16 protein-coding genes are annotated in these 16,351 nt (G+C 71.8%); 13 read left to right on the top strand and 3 right to left on the bottom strand.

Features of this window, described 5'->3' with window-relative positions:
- Nucleotides 1-15: 15 nt before the first annotated feature.
- Nucleotides 16-675, top strand: a complete 660-nt coding sequence (locus tag ACIO3O_RS13960) for a hypothetical protein (protein WP_401745103.1) — start codon at nt 16-18, stop codon at nt 673-675.
- 37 nt (nt 676-712) lie between these two features.
- Here ACIO3O_RS13960 and ACIO3O_RS13955 read toward each other — a convergent pair whose 3' ends face one another.
- Complete coding sequence (locus ACIO3O_RS13955) at nt 713-1,357, bottom strand: WD40 repeat domain-containing protein (protein ID WP_401745102.1); 645 nt, start codon at nt 1,355-1,357, stop codon at nt 713-715.
- A 48-nt stretch (nt 1,358-1,405) separates the two neighbouring features.
- Between ACIO3O_RS13955 and ACIO3O_RS13950 the strand changes: the two genes are divergently transcribed.
- From ACIO3O_RS13950 to ACIO3O_RS13910, 9 genes are all read left to right on the top strand, one after another.
- Nucleotides 1,406-1,702 carry a hypothetical protein gene (locus ACIO3O_RS13950; protein WP_401745101.1) on the top strand — a complete coding sequence of 99 codons (297 nt, stop codon included), beginning with the start codon at nt 1,406-1,408 and terminating at the stop codon, nt 1,700-1,702.
- Between the two features lie 52 nt (nt 1,703-1,754).
- Nucleotides 1,755-2,516: a DUF6193 family natural product biosynthesis protein gene (locus ACIO3O_RS13945; protein WP_401745100.1), complete on the top strand. Its 762-nt coding sequence runs from the start codon at nt 1,755-1,757 to the stop codon at nt 2,514-2,516.
- Between the two features lie 54 nt (nt 2,517-2,570).
- Nucleotides 2,571-3,167 carry a hypothetical protein gene (locus tag ACIO3O_RS13940; RefSeq protein ID WP_401745099.1) on the top strand — a complete coding sequence of 199 codons (597 nt, stop codon included), beginning with the start codon at nt 2,571-2,573 and terminating at the stop codon, nt 3,165-3,167.
- Between the two features lie 91 nt (nt 3,168-3,258).
- On the top strand, nt 3,259-5,196 hold the full coding sequence (locus tag ACIO3O_RS13935; protein ID WP_401745266.1) for an ATP-binding cassette domain-containing protein: 1,938 nt from the start codon (nt 3,259-3,261) through the stop codon (nt 5,194-5,196).
- A gap of 72 nt (nt 5,197-5,268) precedes the next feature.
- Nucleotides 5,269-5,367, top strand: a complete 99-nt coding sequence (locus ACIO3O_RS13930; protein ID WP_401745098.1) for an Ms4533A family Cys-rich leader peptide — start codon at nt 5,269-5,271, stop codon at nt 5,365-5,367.
- 184 nt (nt 5,368-5,551) lie between these two features.
- The gene (locus ACIO3O_RS13925; protein WP_401745097.1) at nt 5,552-7,282 is read left to right on the top strand and encodes an ABC transporter substrate-binding protein; all 1,731 of its coding nucleotides are present in this window, start codon (nt 5,552-5,554) and stop codon (nt 7,280-7,282) included.
- Between the two features lie 2 nt (nt 7,283-7,284).
- The gene (locus tag ACIO3O_RS13920; RefSeq protein WP_401745096.1) at nt 7,285-8,286 is read left to right on the top strand and encodes an ABC transporter permease; all 1,002 of its coding nucleotides are present in this window, start codon (nt 7,285-7,287) and stop codon (nt 8,284-8,286) included.
- On the top strand, nt 8,283-9,272 hold the full coding sequence (locus ACIO3O_RS13915; protein ID WP_401745095.1) for an ABC transporter permease: 990 nt from the start codon (nt 8,283-8,285) through the stop codon (nt 9,270-9,272). Before ACIO3O_RS13920 ends, ACIO3O_RS13915 begins: the two co-directional genes overlap by 4 nt.
- The gene (locus tag ACIO3O_RS13910) at nt 9,269-10,915 is read left to right on the top strand and encodes a dipeptide ABC transporter ATP-binding protein (RefSeq protein ID WP_401745094.1); all 1,647 of its coding nucleotides are present in this window, start codon (nt 9,269-9,271) and stop codon (nt 10,913-10,915) included. The genes ACIO3O_RS13915 and ACIO3O_RS13910 overlap by 4 nt, the downstream gene beginning before the upstream one ends.
- A 30-nt stretch (nt 10,916-10,945) precedes the next feature.
- Here ACIO3O_RS13910 and ACIO3O_RS13905 read toward each other — a convergent pair whose 3' ends face one another.
- A complete protein-coding gene (locus ACIO3O_RS13905) occupies nt 10,946-12,247 on the bottom strand; it encodes a metallophosphoesterase (protein ID WP_401745093.1) in 1,302 nt (433 codons plus the stop codon).
- A gap of 169 nt (nt 12,248-12,416) precedes the next feature.
- Between ACIO3O_RS13905 and ACIO3O_RS13900 the strand changes: the two genes are divergently transcribed.
- Entirely contained in the window at nt 12,417-13,349 is a 933-nt protein-coding gene (locus ACIO3O_RS13900) for an LLM class F420-dependent oxidoreductase (protein ID WP_401745092.1), read from the top strand.
- A gap of 257 nt (nt 13,350-13,606) precedes the next feature.
- On the opposite strand, the gene ACIO3O_RS13895 is transcribed toward ACIO3O_RS13900, so the two are convergent.
- On the bottom strand, nt 13,607-14,434 hold the full coding sequence (locus ACIO3O_RS13895; protein ID WP_401745091.1) for a MarR family transcriptional regulator: 828 nt from the start codon (nt 14,432-14,434) through the stop codon (nt 13,607-13,609).
- 213 nt (nt 14,435-14,647) lie between these two features.
- Here ACIO3O_RS13895 and ACIO3O_RS13890 point away from each other — a divergent pair, with 213 nt between their 5' ends.
- Together ACIO3O_RS13890 and ACIO3O_RS13885 are read left to right on the top strand one after the other, a co-directional pair.
- Nucleotides 14,648-15,808 carry an alkaline phosphatase PhoX gene (locus ACIO3O_RS13890; RefSeq protein ID WP_401745090.1) on the top strand — a complete coding sequence of 387 codons (1,161 nt, stop codon included), beginning with the start codon at nt 14,648-14,650 and terminating at the stop codon, nt 15,806-15,808.
- A 44-nt stretch (nt 15,809-15,852) separates the two neighbouring features.
- Nucleotides 15,853-16,320 carry an MSMEG_6728 family protein gene (locus tag ACIO3O_RS13885; RefSeq protein ID WP_401745089.1) on the top strand — a complete coding sequence of 156 codons (468 nt, stop codon included), beginning with the start codon at nt 15,853-15,855 and terminating at the stop codon, nt 16,318-16,320.
- The last annotated feature ends 31 nt before the right edge of the window (nt 16,321-16,351 follow it).

The raw sequence follows: 16,351 nt of genomic DNA, 5'->3' as shown, positions 1-16,351 counted from the left end.
GTCATCATGCTGCGCATGGCGGATTCTCTGCTCGTCGCGCTTGCCGGCGGCACCATCGGCGCACTCATCACGGCGGTGATCGGCTATGCGGCCAATGTGAAGGTCGTGCGGCGTCAAGCCGAGAATGCCCGGGAGTTGCAGCGACGGCAGACTGCTCATGAGCTGGACCTTGAGCGGATGCGGATTCAGCACGCTCTGACGACCCAGCAAGCGGCGGAGAACCACCAGCGCGAGCTGGAGAGAGCGAGGGCGACCGCCGAGCGGCACCAGAGGTTCCTCCGTTTCCGCGGGGTGGGGAAGGCGTGGCTCCGGGAACTCCACCTGGTGGTACAGCAGCTCGACGAGGGCGAACAGGTCGCTCCCGACGCCTTCGACGCACAGTTCAGCGCCTTGGCCCGGGAAGCAGACGAAGCCTCCGACGCACTGCTGAGCGACAGCATCTGGGTGGCGTCGGCGGACGACCTCAGCGCTGCGACTCCTCCCTTGTTCGGGGCCCTGGCCGAGGCCACCCGGCAGGTGCGGGCGGCAGTGGGCAACAACGTGGCCGGGCAGACACACGGGGTCCCGCAGCCCGCCAGGGACGCCGTTCACTCGGCGGCGGCGGCACGGGACCAGTTCCGTCTCACCCTGCTGGACCTGCTGGCCGCCGAGGGCAACCAACTTCGACGGATCTGACGTCGGGCGAGCTTCCACCTCTGACGCGCGCTCGGCCTCAGGGGCAGACCCGCACGAAGGACCGGTTCGGGATGTGTGTGCCCCACTCCTCGCGGGTGAGCCCGCGTCCGATCTGCGCGCAGATTTCCTCGGCGATGCGCTCGGGATCGGTACTGACCTGCTCCAGCAGGACTGGCACCCGTATGCGCAGCGGGTCGCTCGACCAACTGTCCTGATCGCTCCCGGTGATGAGGAACCTCTTCGTGCCCGCGGTGAAGGACATGTCGGACACACCGCCCCACAGCGGCAGCGGGTCACCGAGTCTGCGCAGGGCAGTGGTGTCCCACCATTGCACCGATCCCCCGCCGAGTGCGGTCACCGCCAGGGTGCCGCCGTCCGGCGACAGTTGCACCAAGCTCCCCTCCGGTCGTCCGTACACGCCGGGTGCGAAGGCGACGTCCAGTCCGAGGTACCCCACGCGACGCCGCAGGCCCCTGTCCCACAGGGCGACGCCGCCGTCGGTGTCGCTGGCCGCCATGAGCCGACCGTCGCCGCTGAAGGACACGCGGGCGAACTGCTGCGCACCCCTTCCCGCGAAGTCACGGACGGCCCCCGAGGCCACGTCGACGGCTTGACCGGCATCGGTAACGATCGTCCGGCCGTCGGGACTGAAAGCCAGGGGTTCGCCGTCGACCCCGCTCACCACCTTGACCCTGCGCCCCGTCTCCACACTCCAGAAGAAGATCTTCTTGTGCTCTCGATCGGCGAGCGCGACCCGCTTCCCGTCCCGGAGGCCGAGGTGCGCCGGCGTGCGGCCGAGGACATCCGGCTGGAACCGGCCGACGCAGTACGGCTGTTGAGCGACCCGGCGGCCTCCGTCCGCAGCGCGGCGATGCGCAGCCCGCGGCTGCCCGCCCGGGTGCTGGCCGGACTGCTGCACCACCGCGACACGGCGGGCACGGCGGTCACCAATCCGGCGATTCCGGTCCCGGTGCTGTACCGCATCCTGGCCGAGTCCGTGGCAGCTGTGGCGGCCGTTGAGGCATGACAGTGGATCATGCGCCTCCCCCCGCACTTCCGTACGGCTCTAGGGTGAGCGCATGCAGATACGTTCGGGCGAGGAACGGGCCGGTCTCTATCCGGAGTTGACGGGTCCGGGCGGCCTGGCAGAGGCGGTGGCTCGCGCGGGGCGCGGCGGCATTCCGCACCTGGAAGCCGTGGAGGGGTTCGCCCCGTCCGTGGCCGCGCGTTGTGTCCGGGGGCAGGCGAAGTTCGCCACGTACGCGACCAACGGGGACGACCGCGAGTTCCGTATCGAGATCTCCGCCGACGACGGGTGGCCCGGGGCGGCTTTCGGCAGCACCGACAGCCTGACCGTGGTGGCCGACCTCCTCCTCCAGTGGTACGAAGGCGCACCGCTCGCGTCGCTGCGCCGCGACTGGCCGTTCCTCGCCGACGACCCGCTGGCGGCGGCACCGCCCGGCAGGGTCGTGTCCACCGCGTGGCGACTGACCCTGGAACGTTCGCGCGCCATCCGGCTGGGCAACGCCGAACTCGCCGAGGCGCTCTACGCGCAGCCCGCCCTGCGCGTCTTCTTCCCGTGGCCTTCGCACGGCCGGTTCAGCCTGCTGAGCAGCACCGCCGACCCCTTCCACTCGGTGCTGCCGCATGTGGCGCCGACCTGGGACGGGTGGTGGGAGGTGATCTCGGAGGGCTCCGCCGAGGCACCCTCGCGCGTGCTCGGAACCGGCCTGAACCCCGCGGAGGCGGCAGCCCTGGTGGTATCGAGCATCCCCCCGGGCACCGCTCCGGCCGTCGAGGGCGGCTGGCGGAAACCCGGGAGCGCCGAGAGCACGACCTGAGCCGTTCCGTACGTACGGCCTGCCGTTGTCAGTGGTCCCGGCTACGGTTTTGGGGTGAACGGATCGAACGCACCCGCCCAAGCACCCGTCCGCCCCGACGCGTTGCTGCCGCTCCTGGGTACCGACGCGGAGGTCGTCGCCTTCTTCGCGGGGGTCGCGGACCTCGACGCGACGAACCCGGCCGACCACCTGTTGGAGGACGGGGTCCGGCTCGCCTCCGGGGCCCGGTTGGAGCAGTTCGCGCGGGCGGGCGCGGGGGACGCCTTCTGTTTCGTCGGCGAGGGCGGCGAGGAGCGCCCCGTGGTGTACATCAGCCTCGACGGTGCGGCGGGACCGCTCGCGCTCGGACTGCCGGAGCTGGTGCGGCTGTGTCTGGTGGCACCGTGGTGGCGGGATGCTCCCGGACGGACGGCCTCCGAACTCCGGGCGGTCGCCGACGAATACCGGGAGGACGTGCCCGACCTCGACCGTCGGCGCGACCGCGCGGCCCGGGCACTCGGTCTCGATCCGGCGGAACTGCCGTCCGAGGCGGCGGCCCTGGCCCGGCTCGCGGAGCTCTCCCGGGGACCCGTCGCCGAGGCCTGCCTCGTCGTCGGTGACGAGGACGATCCACTGGACCCCCTGTTCGGCGCCGCCCCGGGCCACCCCTGACGATCCGCCCCGGCTGATTCTCCGTTCGGCTTCGTCGACGTCGCGGCAGCGCAGGAGGTGTTCCGTGAAGCGGTTCTTCGGTCCCGTGCGGATGGCCGAGCCCAAGGTGTCCGATGCCGAACGGGAGTTGTTCGGCGGGCCGTTGCGGTACGACATGGGGTGGTCCCGGCACGAGCACGCCGCCCTCGACCTGACCATGCTGTCCGCACTGCGGTCCATGCCGTCGTTGGTCGGCGCCACCCTGCGGATGGCCTGGCAGGCCGACCGGCGGGGGCTCTTCGCCGTGATGATCAGCGAGGTCGGTCAGGGTGTCGCCGCCGCGGTGGGGCTGCTCGCCGTCAACGCCGTCATGCACGCGCTGCTGGGCGGCTCCGGCACTCCCGTCCAGCGTGTGCACGCGCTCCTGCCCGCGCTGCTGGCCGCCGCGGCGATCGCCGTCGTCAACTCCGTGCTGGCCGGGTGGTCGACCTCCAGGGCGGGCCGCCTGGAGCCGGTCGTGGAGCGGATCGCCACCACCCAGTACCTGGCCGCGGCCGCCTCCGTCGAACTGGAGGCCATCGACGACCCGGAGTTCCGGCGGCTCATCGACATCGCCCAGGAGGGGCCCGGCTCCGCCCGCCGCATGATCGGCGTCAGTGTCGCCGCCCTGAACAGCACCATCTCCCTCATCGCGACGGCGGGCGTGCTCACCGTCCTGGACCCGGTGCTCCTGCCCATGCTGATCCTCATCGCCGCGCCGCGCGGCTGGGGTGCCATGCGGGTGGCTCAGGAGCGGTACGTGTCGGTGATGAGCTGGATCGAGCACGTCCGGGCGAGCAGGCTGATCGGCGGTCTCCTCACCGAACGCAGCGCCGCCCAGGAGGTGCGCATCCACGCGGTCGGCGCGTTCCTGCTCAGCCGGTACGAGGGCATGGCGCAGAGTGCCGAGGCCGAGCAGGAGCGGCTGGCCGCCAGCAAGGCGGTCACCGAGTGGATCGCCTCCGCGCTGTCCGGGCTGGCGACGGCGGCGACGTACGGGGCGATGTTCGGGCTGATCACGAGCGGCCGGATGAGCCTGGCCGTCGCCGGGACCGCCGTCGTCGCCGTACGGTCCGGCTCGGCGAGCCTGGGCGCGCTGGTGATGAACATCAACAACCTGCACGAGGAGTCCCTGTACGTCCGCGACCACGGCCGGTTCCTCGCCCAGGCCGCCGAGCACGCCATCCCGCGCGGCGGCGCCCCGGTCCCCGAGAGGGTCCGCCACGTCACCCTCGACCAGGTCAGCCACCGCTACCCCGACAGCGAGCGCCCGGCGCTCGACGGCGTCTCGCTCACGCTGCCCATGGGGTCGGTCACCGCCGTCGTCGGTGAGAACGGTTCCGGCAAGAGCACGCTGATGAAGGTCCTCTCGGGGCTGCTGCTGCCCCAGAGCGGCACCCTGCACTGGGGCGAGGAGAACCTCACCGGTCTCGACCGTGCCGAGGTCTTCGAGCGGGTCGCGCTGCTGACCCAGGACTTCCAGCGCTGGCCGGTGACGGCCGCGATGAACATCCGGCTCGGACGCCCCGCGCGCCCCGCCACGGCGGAGGATCTGCAACCGTCCGTCGACTACGCCGGGGCCGCCACCCTGGTCGCCCGACTTCCGTACGGACTCACCAGCCTGCTGGCCCGCGTATTCCGGGGTGCCACCGAGCTGTCCGGGGGCGAGTGGCAGAAGGTGGGGCTGGCGCGCACCCACTGGCGGAGCAGGACGTCGCAGGCGGACAGTGTCCTGGTGGTGGACGAGCCCACCTCCGCACTCGACCCGGAGGCGGAGATCGAGGCCTTCGACCGCATCCGCCGGCTCGCCGCCCCGCACCGTGCCGTGGTCCTGGTCACCCACCGCATGTCCGGCGTCCGCCACGCGGACCACATCCACGTCCTGCACCACGGCCGCCTCACCGAGCACGGCACCCACGACGAACTCATGGCGGCGCACGGCCGCTACGCCACCATGTTCTCCGCCCAGGCCGCCCAGTACGCGCCGTCCACCGACACGCAAAAGGCGTGATGGTCTCAACATGTGAGACGGCGTCTCAGAGTGAGATTGACATAAAGGGTGGGGTCGTTCATATTTCTCGGCATGTCGCCCCGTCACGCCGCCGCCACCGATCGCGCAGCCATTGAGCTCGCGCTCATCGGTGTGACCGCACATTGCGTGGCGGACATTCTCTGTCGCTGACGTCTGCCTCGGCGCGCACCCGAACTCACCTTTTCCACCTGGTAGTTGTCGCGCTCGGCCCCATGCATGTCTCTTCTGCATTCCGCCCGCAGGCGCGGCCCTTTTTGTGATCCCCAGCTCGGGTTCCGTGCGCCTGCGTGCATTTCTTCCTGCCGCATCCCGCATTCCGAGAGGTCGCTTTTCCATGCCCAGAACCGTCATATCCCGCCGGGTGGCCGTCGTCGCCGCCAGTGTCGCGCTCGCCACCGCCGCCACCGCCTGCGCGGGACCGCAGGGCGACAACGCCGCCTCCGCGAGCGGTGCGGGCGGCAAGGCCGGGGCCCCGCAGAAGGGCGGCACCCTCCAGATCCTCAACCGGCAGCCGCAGACCGACTTCGACCCGGCCCGGCTCTACACCTCCGGCGGCGGCAACGTCCCGTCCCTGGTCTTCCGTACGCTCACCACCCGCAACCGCGAGGACGGCGCCGAGGGCACCAAGGTCGTCCCGGACCTCGCCACCGACCTCGGAAAGCCCAGCAAGGACGCCACGGTGTGGACGTACACACTGAAGGACGGGCTGAAGTACGAGGACGGGACGGCGATCACCTCCGCCGACATCAAGTACGGGATCGAGCGGTCGTTCGCGGCCGAACTGTCCGGCGGTGCGCCGTACTTGAGGGACTGGCTGATCGGTGGCGCCGATTACCAGGGGCCGTACAAGGACAAGAAGGGGCTCGACTCGATCGAGGTTCCGGATGCGAAGACGATCGTCTTCCATCTGAACAAGCCGGAAGGTGAATTCCCCTACCTGGCCACCCAGACGCAGACCACACCGGTGCCCAAGGCCAAGGACACGGGCGCGAAGTACGAGGAGCACCCCGTCTCCTCGGGACCGTACAAGGTCGTCAAGAACGAGAACGACGGCGAGAAGCTGCTCCTGGAGCGCAACCCGCACTGGGACGCCAAGACCGACGAGGAGCGCAAGGCGTACCCCGACAAGATCGAGGTGCACTCCGGGCTCGACCCCGCCGTCATCAACCAGCGGCTCTCGGCGAGCGCGGGCGCCGACTCCGCCGCCGTGACGACGGACAACAACCTGGGTCCGGCCGAGCTGGCCAAGGTCACCGGGGACAAGAAGCTCGCCGACCGGGTCGGCACCGGGCACTTCGGGTACACCAACTACCTCGCGTTCAACCCGAAGGTGAAGCCCTTCGACGACCCGAAGGTGCGCCAGGCCGTCGCGTACGCCGTGGACCGGTCCTCGGTGATCAACGCGGCGGGCGGCTCCTCGCTGGCGCTGCCCGCGACGACGAACCTGCCGCCGCAGAAGTCCTTCGGGTATGTGAAGTACGACCACTTCCCGGCCGGTGAGTCCGGCAACGCGGAGAAGGCGAAGGAACTGCTGAAGGAGGCCGGGCACGAGAAGGGCCTGACCATCACCCTCACGCACTCCAACGCCAAGGACCGCGAGACCAGCCCGGAGATCGCCACCGCACTTCAGGACGCCCTGAAGAAGGCCGGAATCACCCTGGAACTCAAGGGACTTGAGGAGAACGACTACAACGACACCATCCACAGCGTGAAGAAGCAGCCCGGCTTCTTCCTCGCGCACTGGGGTGCCGACTGGCCGTCCGGCGGCCCCTTCCTCGCGCCGCTCTTCGACGGCCGCCAGGTCGTCAAGGACGGTGCCAACTTCAACTACGCGCAGCTCGACGACCCGGCCGTCAACAAGGAGATCGACGAGATCAACAAGCTGACGGACCTGACGGCGGCCGCCGCCCGCTGGGGTGCGCTGGACAAGAAGCTCGGCGAGCAGGCGCTGACCGTGCCGCTGTTCCACCCGGTCTACAAGCGGCTGTACGGCAAGGACGTCAAGAACATCGTGATCAGCGACTGGACCGGTGTGCTGGACGTTTCGCAGGTCGCGGTCAAGTAACCATGAGTGAAGCCTTGTTGGCCCAGGAGGTGGGGACGGCGCCGGCCGCCGTCCCCGCCTCGGGGGCCCGTCAGTTCTGGCGGCGGCTGCGTGCGCAGCGGGCCGCCGTCGTCGCGGCGTCCGTCGTGGCACTTCTTGTTCTGGTGGCGCTCGCCGCGCCGCTGCTCACCGCTCTGGAGGGGCAGGACCCCAACACCTTCCACCCCTCGCTCGTCGACTCGGCGGCCGGGGGCGTGCCGCTCGGTTCCTTCGGCGGGATCAGCGCGGACCACTGGCTCGGTGTCGAGCCGCAGACCGGGCGCGACCTCTTCGCCCGGATCGTGTACGGCGCCCGGGTGTCGCTGGGCGTGGCGGTCTTCGCGACCGTCGTCCAGGTGTTCCTGGGTGTCGTGATCGGCCTCGCGGCCGGGCTCGGCAACCGGACCGTGGACCAGGTCCTCAGCCGGATCACCGACGTCAACGTGGCGATGCCGCTGATGGTGATCGCCCTCGCGCTGCTCGCCGTGGTGCCGCCGGAGTTCCCGCGTCCGGTGCTGATCGCACTGGTCGTCGGCCTGATCAACTGGGCCGGTACGTCGAAGATCGTGCGCGCCCAGACCCTGGCGCTGAAGTCGCTGGACTACGTCTCGGCGGCCCGGCTCAGCGGGTGGGGGAAGTGGCAGATCGCCCGCCGCGAGATGCTGCCGTCGCTGGCCGCGCCCGTGATCACGTACGCCGCGCTGCTGGTGCCGCAGAACATCACCGTCGAGGCGGCGCTGTCCTTCCTGGGCGTGGGCATCAAGCCGCCGACGCCGTCGTGGGGGCAGATGCTCACCGACGCCGACGTCTGGTACCAGGCCGCGCCCTCGTACCTGCTCATCCCCGCGGCGCTGCTGTTCGTCACGGTGCTCGCGCTGACGGTGCTGGGTGAGGGTGTACGGACGGCGCTCGACCCGCGCTCGCGCTCGCGGCTGGGCGGGGCGCGTCGTGGATTCCTTTCCCGCCGCAAGGGTGGTGCCCAGTGACCGGCTTCCTGCTGCGCAGGCTCGGCGGGGCGGTCTTTGTCCTGGCCGCGCTGAGCGTCTTCCTGTACCTCGTCTTCTACGTCGCCCCCGGCAACGTCGCACAGATCGCCTGCGGTCCGCGCTGCTCGCCCGCCCAAGTGGCGCAGGTGCACGAGCAGTTGCGGCTCGGGGACCCGCTGTGGCTCCAGTACGCGCACTTCGTGCAGGGCATCTTCGCGGGCCGCGACTACTCGTCCGGCGTCGGCGTGCTGCACTGCGACGCGCCGTGCCTGGGGGTCTCGTACCAGAGCGACCAGCAGGTCACCCGGCTGATCCTGAACAAGCTGCCCGTCACCGGGTCCCTGGTGATCGGCGCGTTCGTACTGTGGCTGCTGATGGGCGTGGGGACCGGTGTGTTGTCCGTGTGGCGGCGCGGCCGTCCCACGGAGCGGGTGCTGACCGGGCTGACGCTCGCCGGGACCGCGACTCCGGTCTTCGTGATCGGACTGCTGCTGATCATCGTGTTCTGCTCGACGCTCCAGTGGCTGCCGTTCCCGACGTACGTGCCCTTCGGTGAGAACCCGGAGCAGTGGGCGTGGAACCTGTTGCTGGCCTGGGTCTCGCTCGCGGCGATCGAGTCCGCCAAGTACGCGCGACTGACCCGGAGTTCGATGCTGGAGACGCTCGCGGAGGATCACGTGCGGACGTTTCGCGCGTACGGGGTGAGCGAGCGGGCGCTCGTGGGGCGGCACGCCCTGCGGGGTGCGGTCGCCCCCGTGATCGCGCTGAGCGCGCTGGACTTCGGGTCGATGTTCGGCGGTGCGGTGCTCACCGAGTCGCTGTTCGGACTGCCCGGTCTGGGGCGGGAGTTGGTGGAGGCGGTGAAGGTCGTCGATCTGCCGGTGGTCGTCGGGATGGTGCTGGTGACCGGGTTCTTCGTAGTGCTGGCCAATGCCGTCGCGGACCTGCTGTACGCGGTGGCCGACCGACGGGTGGTGCTCTCATGAGCGAGAGCTTGGTGGTGCAGGTGGAGGGTCTGTCCGTGACCTTCCCCGGCACCCAGGAGGTCGCGGCGGTACGGGACTTGTCGTTCTCGCTGCCCGAGGGCGGTGCGCTCGCCCTGGTCGGCGAGTCCGGCTCCGGGAAGAGCGCGACCGCCTTCGCCCTGCTCGGGCTGCACCGGGGAACCGGCGCCCGGGTCGAGGGCTCGCTGAAGGTGGCCGGTGTGGACGTGGGCGCGGCCTCGGAGGCCGAACTGCGGGCGCTGCGCGGCGCGAAGGCGGCGATGGTCTTCCAGGACCCGCTGTCCTCGCTCGACCCGTACTACGCGATCGGCGACCAGATCGCCGAGGTGCTGCGGGTGCACCGCAAGGTGTCCCGGCGGGCGGCGCGGGCGCGGGCCGTCGAGGTGCTGGACCGGGTGGGGATTCCGGATGCGGTACGCAGGTCCAGGTCACGCCCGCACGAGTTCAGCGGCGGCATGCGGCAGCGGGCGCTCATCGCCATGGCGCTCGCCTGCGAGCCGAGGCTGCTGATCGCCGACGAGCCCACCACCGCGCTCGACGTCACCGTGCAGGCCCAGATCCTGGACCTGCTGCACGGGCTGCGCCGCGAGGAGGGCATGGGGCTGCTCCTGGTCACGCACGACGTGGGCGTGGCGGCGGAGAGCGTCGACGAGGTGCTGGTGATGCGGGAGGGGCGGGCGGTCGAGCGCGGCCCCGTCACCGAGGTGCTGGCCGCGCCTGCCCGGACGTACACGAAGGCGCTCCTGGAGGCGGTGCCCCGGCTGGACGGACCGCTCGACCGCCCACCGGTGGAGGTCGGTCACGGCGAGCCGGTGCTCGAAGCCGTGTCCCTGCGGCGGGAGTTCCGGCAGGGTCGCAGGACCGTCACCGCCGTCGACGACGTGTCGCTGACCGTGCGCCGGGGCGAGACGCTCGGCATCGTCGGGGAGAGCGGCAGCGGGAAGACGACGCTCGGGCGGATGCTCGTGGGTCTGCTGGAGCCGACGTCGGGCCAACTCCGTTACGGGGGTACGGAGAAGGGGCTCGGCGGGCAGAAGGAGCGCGGCGCGCATCAGGGCCTCGGGGTGCAGATGGTGTTCCAGGATCCCGTCGCGTCGCTGAATCCGCGCCGCAGCATCGGGGAGGCCGCCGCCGATCCGCTGCGCGCGGCCGGGGAGCGCGACGAGAAGGTGATCGCGGACCGGGTGCGGGAGCTGCTGGAGCGGGTCGGACTCGACCCCGACCGCTCCGACCGCTACCCGCACGAGTTCAGCGGCGGGCAGCGTCAGCGCGTCGGCATCGCCCGCGCGCTCGCGCCGTCGCCGGGGCTGGTGGTGTGTGACGAGCCGGTGTCGGCGCTCGACGTCACCACGCAGGCCCAAGTGATCGCGCTGCTGGGCGAGTTGCAGCGGGACCTCGGGCTCTCGCTGGTCTTCGTCGCGCACGACCTCGCGGTCGTACGGCAGGTCAGTGACCGGATCGCGGTCATGCACCAGGGCCGGATCGTCGAGCAGGGCACCGTCGCCGAGGTGTACGGGGCGCCCACCGAGCCGTACACGAAGGCACTGCTGGCGGCCGTGCCGACGCTGGACCCGGTGCTGGCGGCGGTACGGCGGGCGGCCCGGCGGGAGCTGGTACCGGCCTGACGGCCTCCGGCGGGCCGGGGTCGGACGCCCTCAGGCGGCGGCCCCGGCCTGCGGGGAGCGCAGGACGAGCAGGGTGATCTCGCTGGGGGCGAAGACGCGGAAGGGCGGGCCCCAGAAGCCGGTGCCCCGGCTGGTGTAGAGGAGGGTGCGGGCACCGTGGCGGGTGAGGCCCGCGAGGGCGGGCTGGTCGAGGCGGACCAGGTGGTGGAAGGGCCAGATCTGGCCGCCGTGGGTGTGGCCGGAGAGCTGGAGGTCGACGCCGCCCGCGACCGCCCGGTCGATGAACTTGGGCTGGTGGGCCAGGAGCAGCACGGGGTGGTCGGGGTCGGCGCCGTCCAGGGCTCCGTCGAGGTGGGCGCGGTGGCCCGCGAGGCCGGAGGATTCGGCGGTGACGTCGTCGACCCCGGCGACCACGAGGGTGTCGCCGCCGCGTTCGAGCAGGAGGTGGCGGTTGCGCAGGGGCTCCCAGCCCAGCTCGCCCATGAGGTCGACCCAGCCCTGGGCCTCGGTGTAGTACTCGTGGTTGCCGGTGACGTAGACCCGGGCGCGGGTGGCGCGCACGGTGCCGAGCGGGGTGGCCTGGGCGCGGCGGCGGTCGGCCGTGCCGTCGGCGATGTCGCCGGTGTGGCAGACCAGGTCGGCGTCCAGGGTGTTGACCGTGTCGCAGACGCGGGCCGACCAGCGGGCGCGGTCGAGCGGGCCGTAGTGGGTGTCGGTGATCAGGACGACGCGGGTGCCGTCCAGTCCGGCCCCCAGCCGCGGGAGGGGTACGTCGAGGCTGCGGACCCGGGGGACGCGGCGGGCCTCGGCGTAGCCCCAGGCCAGCAGCACGGCGGTGGCGGCGAGGGTCGCCCAGGTGACGATCCGGGCCCGGTCCTGGCCGTCGCCGACGTCGGCCAGGGTCAGGGCGAGCCGCAGGACGGTGCCGAGCAGGACGGACCAGGTGAACAGGACCCAGACGGCGCCCAGCAGGGTGTCGCCGACGATCGCCGCCCGGTCCTGCTGGCGGCGGCCGTGGCCGCGCACCATCGCGAGCGGCATGACGACGAGGCCGAGGGCGAACAGGGTGGTGCCGGTCAGGGTGGCGGGGAGTGGCCAGTGCTGGCCCGCGTGCAGGAGCAGCCAGCAGGGGACGGCCCAGAGGAGTACGGGGGCGATCAGGGGGAGGTAGCGCATCGCGCGGTGCAGGACGCTCGGGCGCGTGGCGGGTTCGGCGGGCGCTGTCGGTTCTGCGGGTGCTACAGGTCCGTCGAGCGCTGTCGGTTCTGTGGGTGCTACAGGTCCGTCGGGCGCCGCGTTGTCGGCGGAACGGGGTTCGCTGGTTTCGGTCACCGTTTCCCTCCTCTGGGTAGCCGGGCTGCCGTCGCGGGCACTGTAGCCGGTCACTCTCGTGGGCCGTCGCGACGGTCAGGGTCGCGGGAGCGGTCGCGTACACATGCATGTCATACGCCCGTCACAGGGGGGCGGAATGCATCGTCAACTCCCTTTCGTTTCCCCTGACATGACTACCGGAGTAGCACTCAGCGCCACCGACACCGTCAACCAGATCGACGCCACCGTGCAGCTCGCCCGGGAGGCGGCGGCCGCCGGGCTGACCTCGGCCTGGTTCGGGCAGACCTTCGGCCCGGACTCGCCCCAGCTCGCGGCGATCGTCGGGCGGGAGGTGCCCGGCCTGCACGTGGGCACGTCGGCGATCCCGGTCTTCGGCCGCCACCCACTGCTGGTCTCCAGCCAGGCCCTGACCGCCCAGGCGGCCACGCACGGCCGCTACCACCTCGGGCTGGCGCTCGGCACCAAGCTCCTGACCGAGACGGGTTTCGGCATCCCGTACGAACGTCCCATCGCCCGGCTGCGTGAGTTCCTCACCGCGCTGCGGCAGTTGACCGAGACCGGCTCGGCGGACTTCCACGGCGAACTGCTCACCGCCACGACGCCGATCCCGGCACGCGTGCCGGGGGCCGAGGACGGAGTGCCGTTGCTCGTCGCCGCGATGGGCCCCCAGGCGCTGCGCGTCAGCGGGGAGCTGGCGGACGGCATCCTCCCGTACCTGGCGGGACCCCGCGCACTGGGCGAACACATCGTCCCGGCCCTCACCGCGGCGGCCGAGGCCGCCGGGCGGCCCGCGCCACGGGTCGTCGCCCTGGTGTACGGCGTGGTCACGGACGACGCGGACGCCGTACGGGAGGAGGCCGCCGGGCAGTTGGCGTTCTACGAGCAGTTCCCTTCGTACGCGCGGGCCATCGAGCTCTCCGGCGCACGGCGGGCCGTGGACGTCGCGGTGATCGGCACCGAGCGGGAGGTGGCCGCCGAGGTGCAGCGCTACCGGGACGCCGGGGCGACGGAGGTGGTCTTCTCGGGCACGGAGATCGCCGGGGACGACGACCGCCGCCGCACGTGGGCCCTGCTGGGGGAGCTGGCGACGACGAAGGGGTGACCCACGGGCCCACGGGCTCGCGCGCCGTACGCGGCAGTGTCGTCCGGTGTCCTGACACCGGAGGGAAGCGGGCCGATTCCCCCATCCCTGGCGGGTCAGGACACCGGAGCTGCTGGGCGGAACGCCCGGCACACCCAAGCCCGGGTCGGCCGGGATGCCCGGGCGCGGGTCGGCCGGGTTGCCCAAGCCCGGGTCCGGCGGGTCACAGCCCCAGACGTCGGGGCCCGGGCCGGTGGCTGCACGTCAGCCGTCGCGCATCACTGCGAGCCCGCCGCCACCAGCCTTGCGGTGAGCGGCTCCAGCGCAGTGATCAGTTCGGCAAGCTCTGCCGGTGACAGGGACTCGTACGGCGGGGCGGCGAGTTCGTCGGTGAGGTCCTCGACGCGTTGCTGCGTCGCGCGGCCCTCGTCGGTGAACCGGCCGTCGTCGTCGACCAGCCCGCGGGCGCGCAGCCCGGCCATGACCTCGGCCAGTCGTTCCTTCGGCAGGTGGTGGATGCGGCCGAAGGACTCCGGCGGGTGGATGCCCATGGCCAGCGCGGACAGGACATGGGCCTCCGTGCCGGCGATGTGCGCCCCCATGAGGGCGGCGACGTGCCCGTCCGCCCGGTGCTCACGGAGCGTGGTCGCCGAATGCCACAGCCGGGCCACCGGATCGGCGGGGACCGACAGGGTCCGCATCCCCGCGTACATCACCCGGCCCGCCACGGGCGCGCTCGTCGCGGCCCTGGTGGTCAGGTCGGCGGCGCGCACCAGCCCGGGGGAAGCCGCGAGTCCGTCGCCCAGGATGCGCCGCAGGGAGGCCGCGCTGCCCCGCTCCCGGGCGGCGACGGATGCTTCGGGCGGGATCGTCTCCCACACGGCGGGGATGTGCCGCGCCACTTCCCCGTCGGCGAAGCTGTAGAAGGCCGCGTCCACGACCTCTGCCGGAACCCGGCCCAGCGGCGCGGCGCGGCTGGCGAAGTAGCCGTCCCAGTAGGTGCGGTGTCCGAGCGCGGCGAGTTCCACGTTGCTCTCGTCGGCGAGGTAGGTGACCAGGCAGATCGGTTCCAGGAGCGCGTACATCCGGCGGGCCGTGTGCGTCATGGGCCCCATCATGCCCGGCGCGGGCGTCGTGGGTGCCCTTCGCACCGAACCACCCTCCATGGGGTGCGAGTTGACCTACCGGTCCGCGGGGCCGCCGCTGCCCCGACGCGTTCGGGCTCTTCCCCTGCCGTTCAGGGCGCGTTGCCGTGCAAGCAATCCCGTGACCCTACGGTCTGCCTGCCAGCACACCCCGGAACCCTGGAGTGATCGACCATGGAACGACGCACCTTCCTGCGCGCCGCCGTCATCGGTTCGTCCGCGACCGCGTTCAGCGGGTCGCTGTGGCTGGGCGCCGCCCACGCCGACCCCGCGCAGCCGGGAGTCGGTCCCTACGGGGCGCTCGGTGCCGCCGACGCCAACGGGGTCCGGCTGCCGGCCGGGTTCCGCAGCCGGGTGGTCGCCCGGTCCCGTCAGAAGGTCGCCGGTACGTCGTACACCTGGCATCCGGCGCCCGACGGCGGTGCCTGTTACGCCGACGGCACCGGCTGGATCTACGTCTCCAACTCGGAGGTCGACCCGTCCGGCGGCGCGGGCGCGATCCGGTTCTCCGCGACCGGCGCGATCACCGGCGCGCACCGCATCCTCTCCTCGACGCGGCAGAACTGCGCGGGCGGCAAGACCCCGTGGAACACCTGGCTGTCCTGCGAGGAGGTCGACCGGGGGTACGTGTACGAGACGGATCCGTGGGGTGTTAAGCCGGCAGTGCGGCGGGACGCAATGGGCCGGTTCAAGCACGAGGCGGCCGCCGCCGACCCGGACCGGAAGGTCGTGTACCTGACCGAGGACGTCACCGACGGGTGCTTCTACCGCTTCACCCCCACCGCCTGGGGCAACCTCGCCGCCGGGCAGTTGGAGGTGCTGAAGGCGGGTTCGGGGACGAGCGGCCCGGTCACCTGGGCGAAGGTGCCCGATCCGTCCGGCGCGTCGAAGGCCACCCGTAACCAGGTGTCGGGCGCCAAGCGCTTCAACGGCGGCGAGGGCTGCTACTACGCGGACGGCGTCTGCTACTTCACCACCAAGGGCGACAACCGGGTGTGGAAGTACGACGCCACCGCCTCCACCCTCGACCTCGTCTACGACGACTCCCTGGTGACCGGCGGCGACGCCCCGCTGACCGGAGTCGACAACGTCACGGGGGCCGCCTCGGGCGATCTGTTCGTGGCGGAGGACGGCGGTTCGATGGACATCTGCGTGATCACGCGGGAGAACGTGGTGACGCCGTTCCTGCGCCTGACCGGGCAGTCCGGGTCGGAGATCACGGGTCCGGCGTTCTCCCCGGACGGGTCGCGCCTGTACTTCTCCAGCCAGCGCGGTACGAGCGGCAGCTCGTCCGGCGGCATCACCTACGAGGTGACCGGCCCCTTCCGCAGTTGATCTCCGGCCTGTCCGAGGCCGCCGCACGCGGGTAGGGATGCGCAATGCAGACATTTCTCACCCATCCCGGCTTCGCGGACTCGGCGGCCGTGCTCGACCAGCGGCGGCTCGGCAAGCAGCGGGTCGAGGCCCTCCAGGTGTTCCGCGGCCTGACCGTGCCCGGCTACGGCTGGCGGCGGCACCCGGCCGTGCGCATGTGGGCGGGCTACGAGGAGGCGCTGGTCCGGTACGGCCTGGACGTCTGCGCGGCCTGGACCGCCGAGGGCCGGGCCGACACCTGTGCCGCCACGCTCGTACGGGACTACCTGGCGTGGCGGCCGGGCGGCGGCGAGGTGCGGGAGCAGCCGGGGCTCGCCGCCGCCGGGGAGCTGCCGCCCTGGCTCGGCGACCCGGCGTTCCACCGCAGTCACCGCTCCGCGCTCGTCCGCAAGGCTCCCGAGCTCTACCGGGAACTGTTCCCGGACGTGCCGGACGATCTGCCGTACGTCTGGCCGTCCTCGGACCGAACCTGAACCCCGTCTCGCCGTCCTCGGACCGGGCCTG

The sequence above is a fragment of the Streptomyces sp. NPDC087440 genome (assembly GCF_044744005.1).
Classification (GTDB): domain Bacteria; phylum Actinomycetota; class Actinomycetes; order Streptomycetales; family Streptomycetaceae; genus Streptomyces.
The sequence above is the reverse complement of the archived record's forward strand: the minus strand, read 5'-3'. Positions and strand labels throughout refer to the sequence as shown.

Excerpts from the sequence above, each read along its gene's own strand:
- ACIO3O_RS13925 (WP_401745097.1), top strand. The coding sequence starts at position 5,552 with ATGCCCAGAACCGTCATATCCCGCCGGGTGGCCGTCGTCGCCGCCAGT.
- ACIO3O_RS13890 (WP_401745090.1), top strand. The coding sequence starts at position 14,648 with ATGGAACGACGCACCTTCCTGCGCGCCGCCGTCATCGGTTCGTCCGCG.
- ACIO3O_RS13960 (WP_401745103.1), top strand. The coding sequence starts at position 16 with ATGGCGGATTCTCTGCTCGTCGCGCTTGCCGGCGGCACCATCGGCGCA.
- ACIO3O_RS13895 (WP_401745091.1), bottom strand. The coding sequence starts at position 14,434 with ATGACGCACACGGCCCGCCGGATGTACGCGCTCCTGGAACCGATCTGC.
- ACIO3O_RS13885 (WP_401745089.1), top strand. The coding sequence starts at position 15,853 with ATGCAGACATTTCTCACCCATCCCGGCTTCGCGGACTCGGCGGCCGTG.
- ACIO3O_RS13945 (WP_401745100.1), top strand. The coding sequence starts at position 1,755 with ATGCAGATACGTTCGGGCGAGGAACGGGCCGGTCTCTATCCGGAGTTG.
- ACIO3O_RS13935 (WP_401745266.1), top strand. The coding sequence starts at position 3,259 with ATGGCCGAGCCCAAGGTGTCCGATGCCGAACGGGAGTTGTTCGGCGGG.
- ACIO3O_RS13910 (WP_401745094.1), top strand. The coding sequence starts at position 9,269 with ATGAGCGAGAGCTTGGTGGTGCAGGTGGAGGGTCTGTCCGTGACCTTC.
- ACIO3O_RS13900 (WP_401745092.1), top strand. The coding sequence starts at position 12,417 with ATGACTACCGGAGTAGCACTCAGCGCCACCGACACCGTCAACCAGATC.
- ACIO3O_RS13930 (WP_401745098.1), top strand. The coding sequence starts at position 5,269 with ATGTCGCCCCGTCACGCCGCCGCCACCGATCGCGCAGCCATTGAGCTC.
- ACIO3O_RS13920 (WP_401745096.1), top strand. The coding sequence starts at position 7,285 with ATGAGTGAAGCCTTGTTGGCCCAGGAGGTGGGGACGGCGCCGGCCGCC.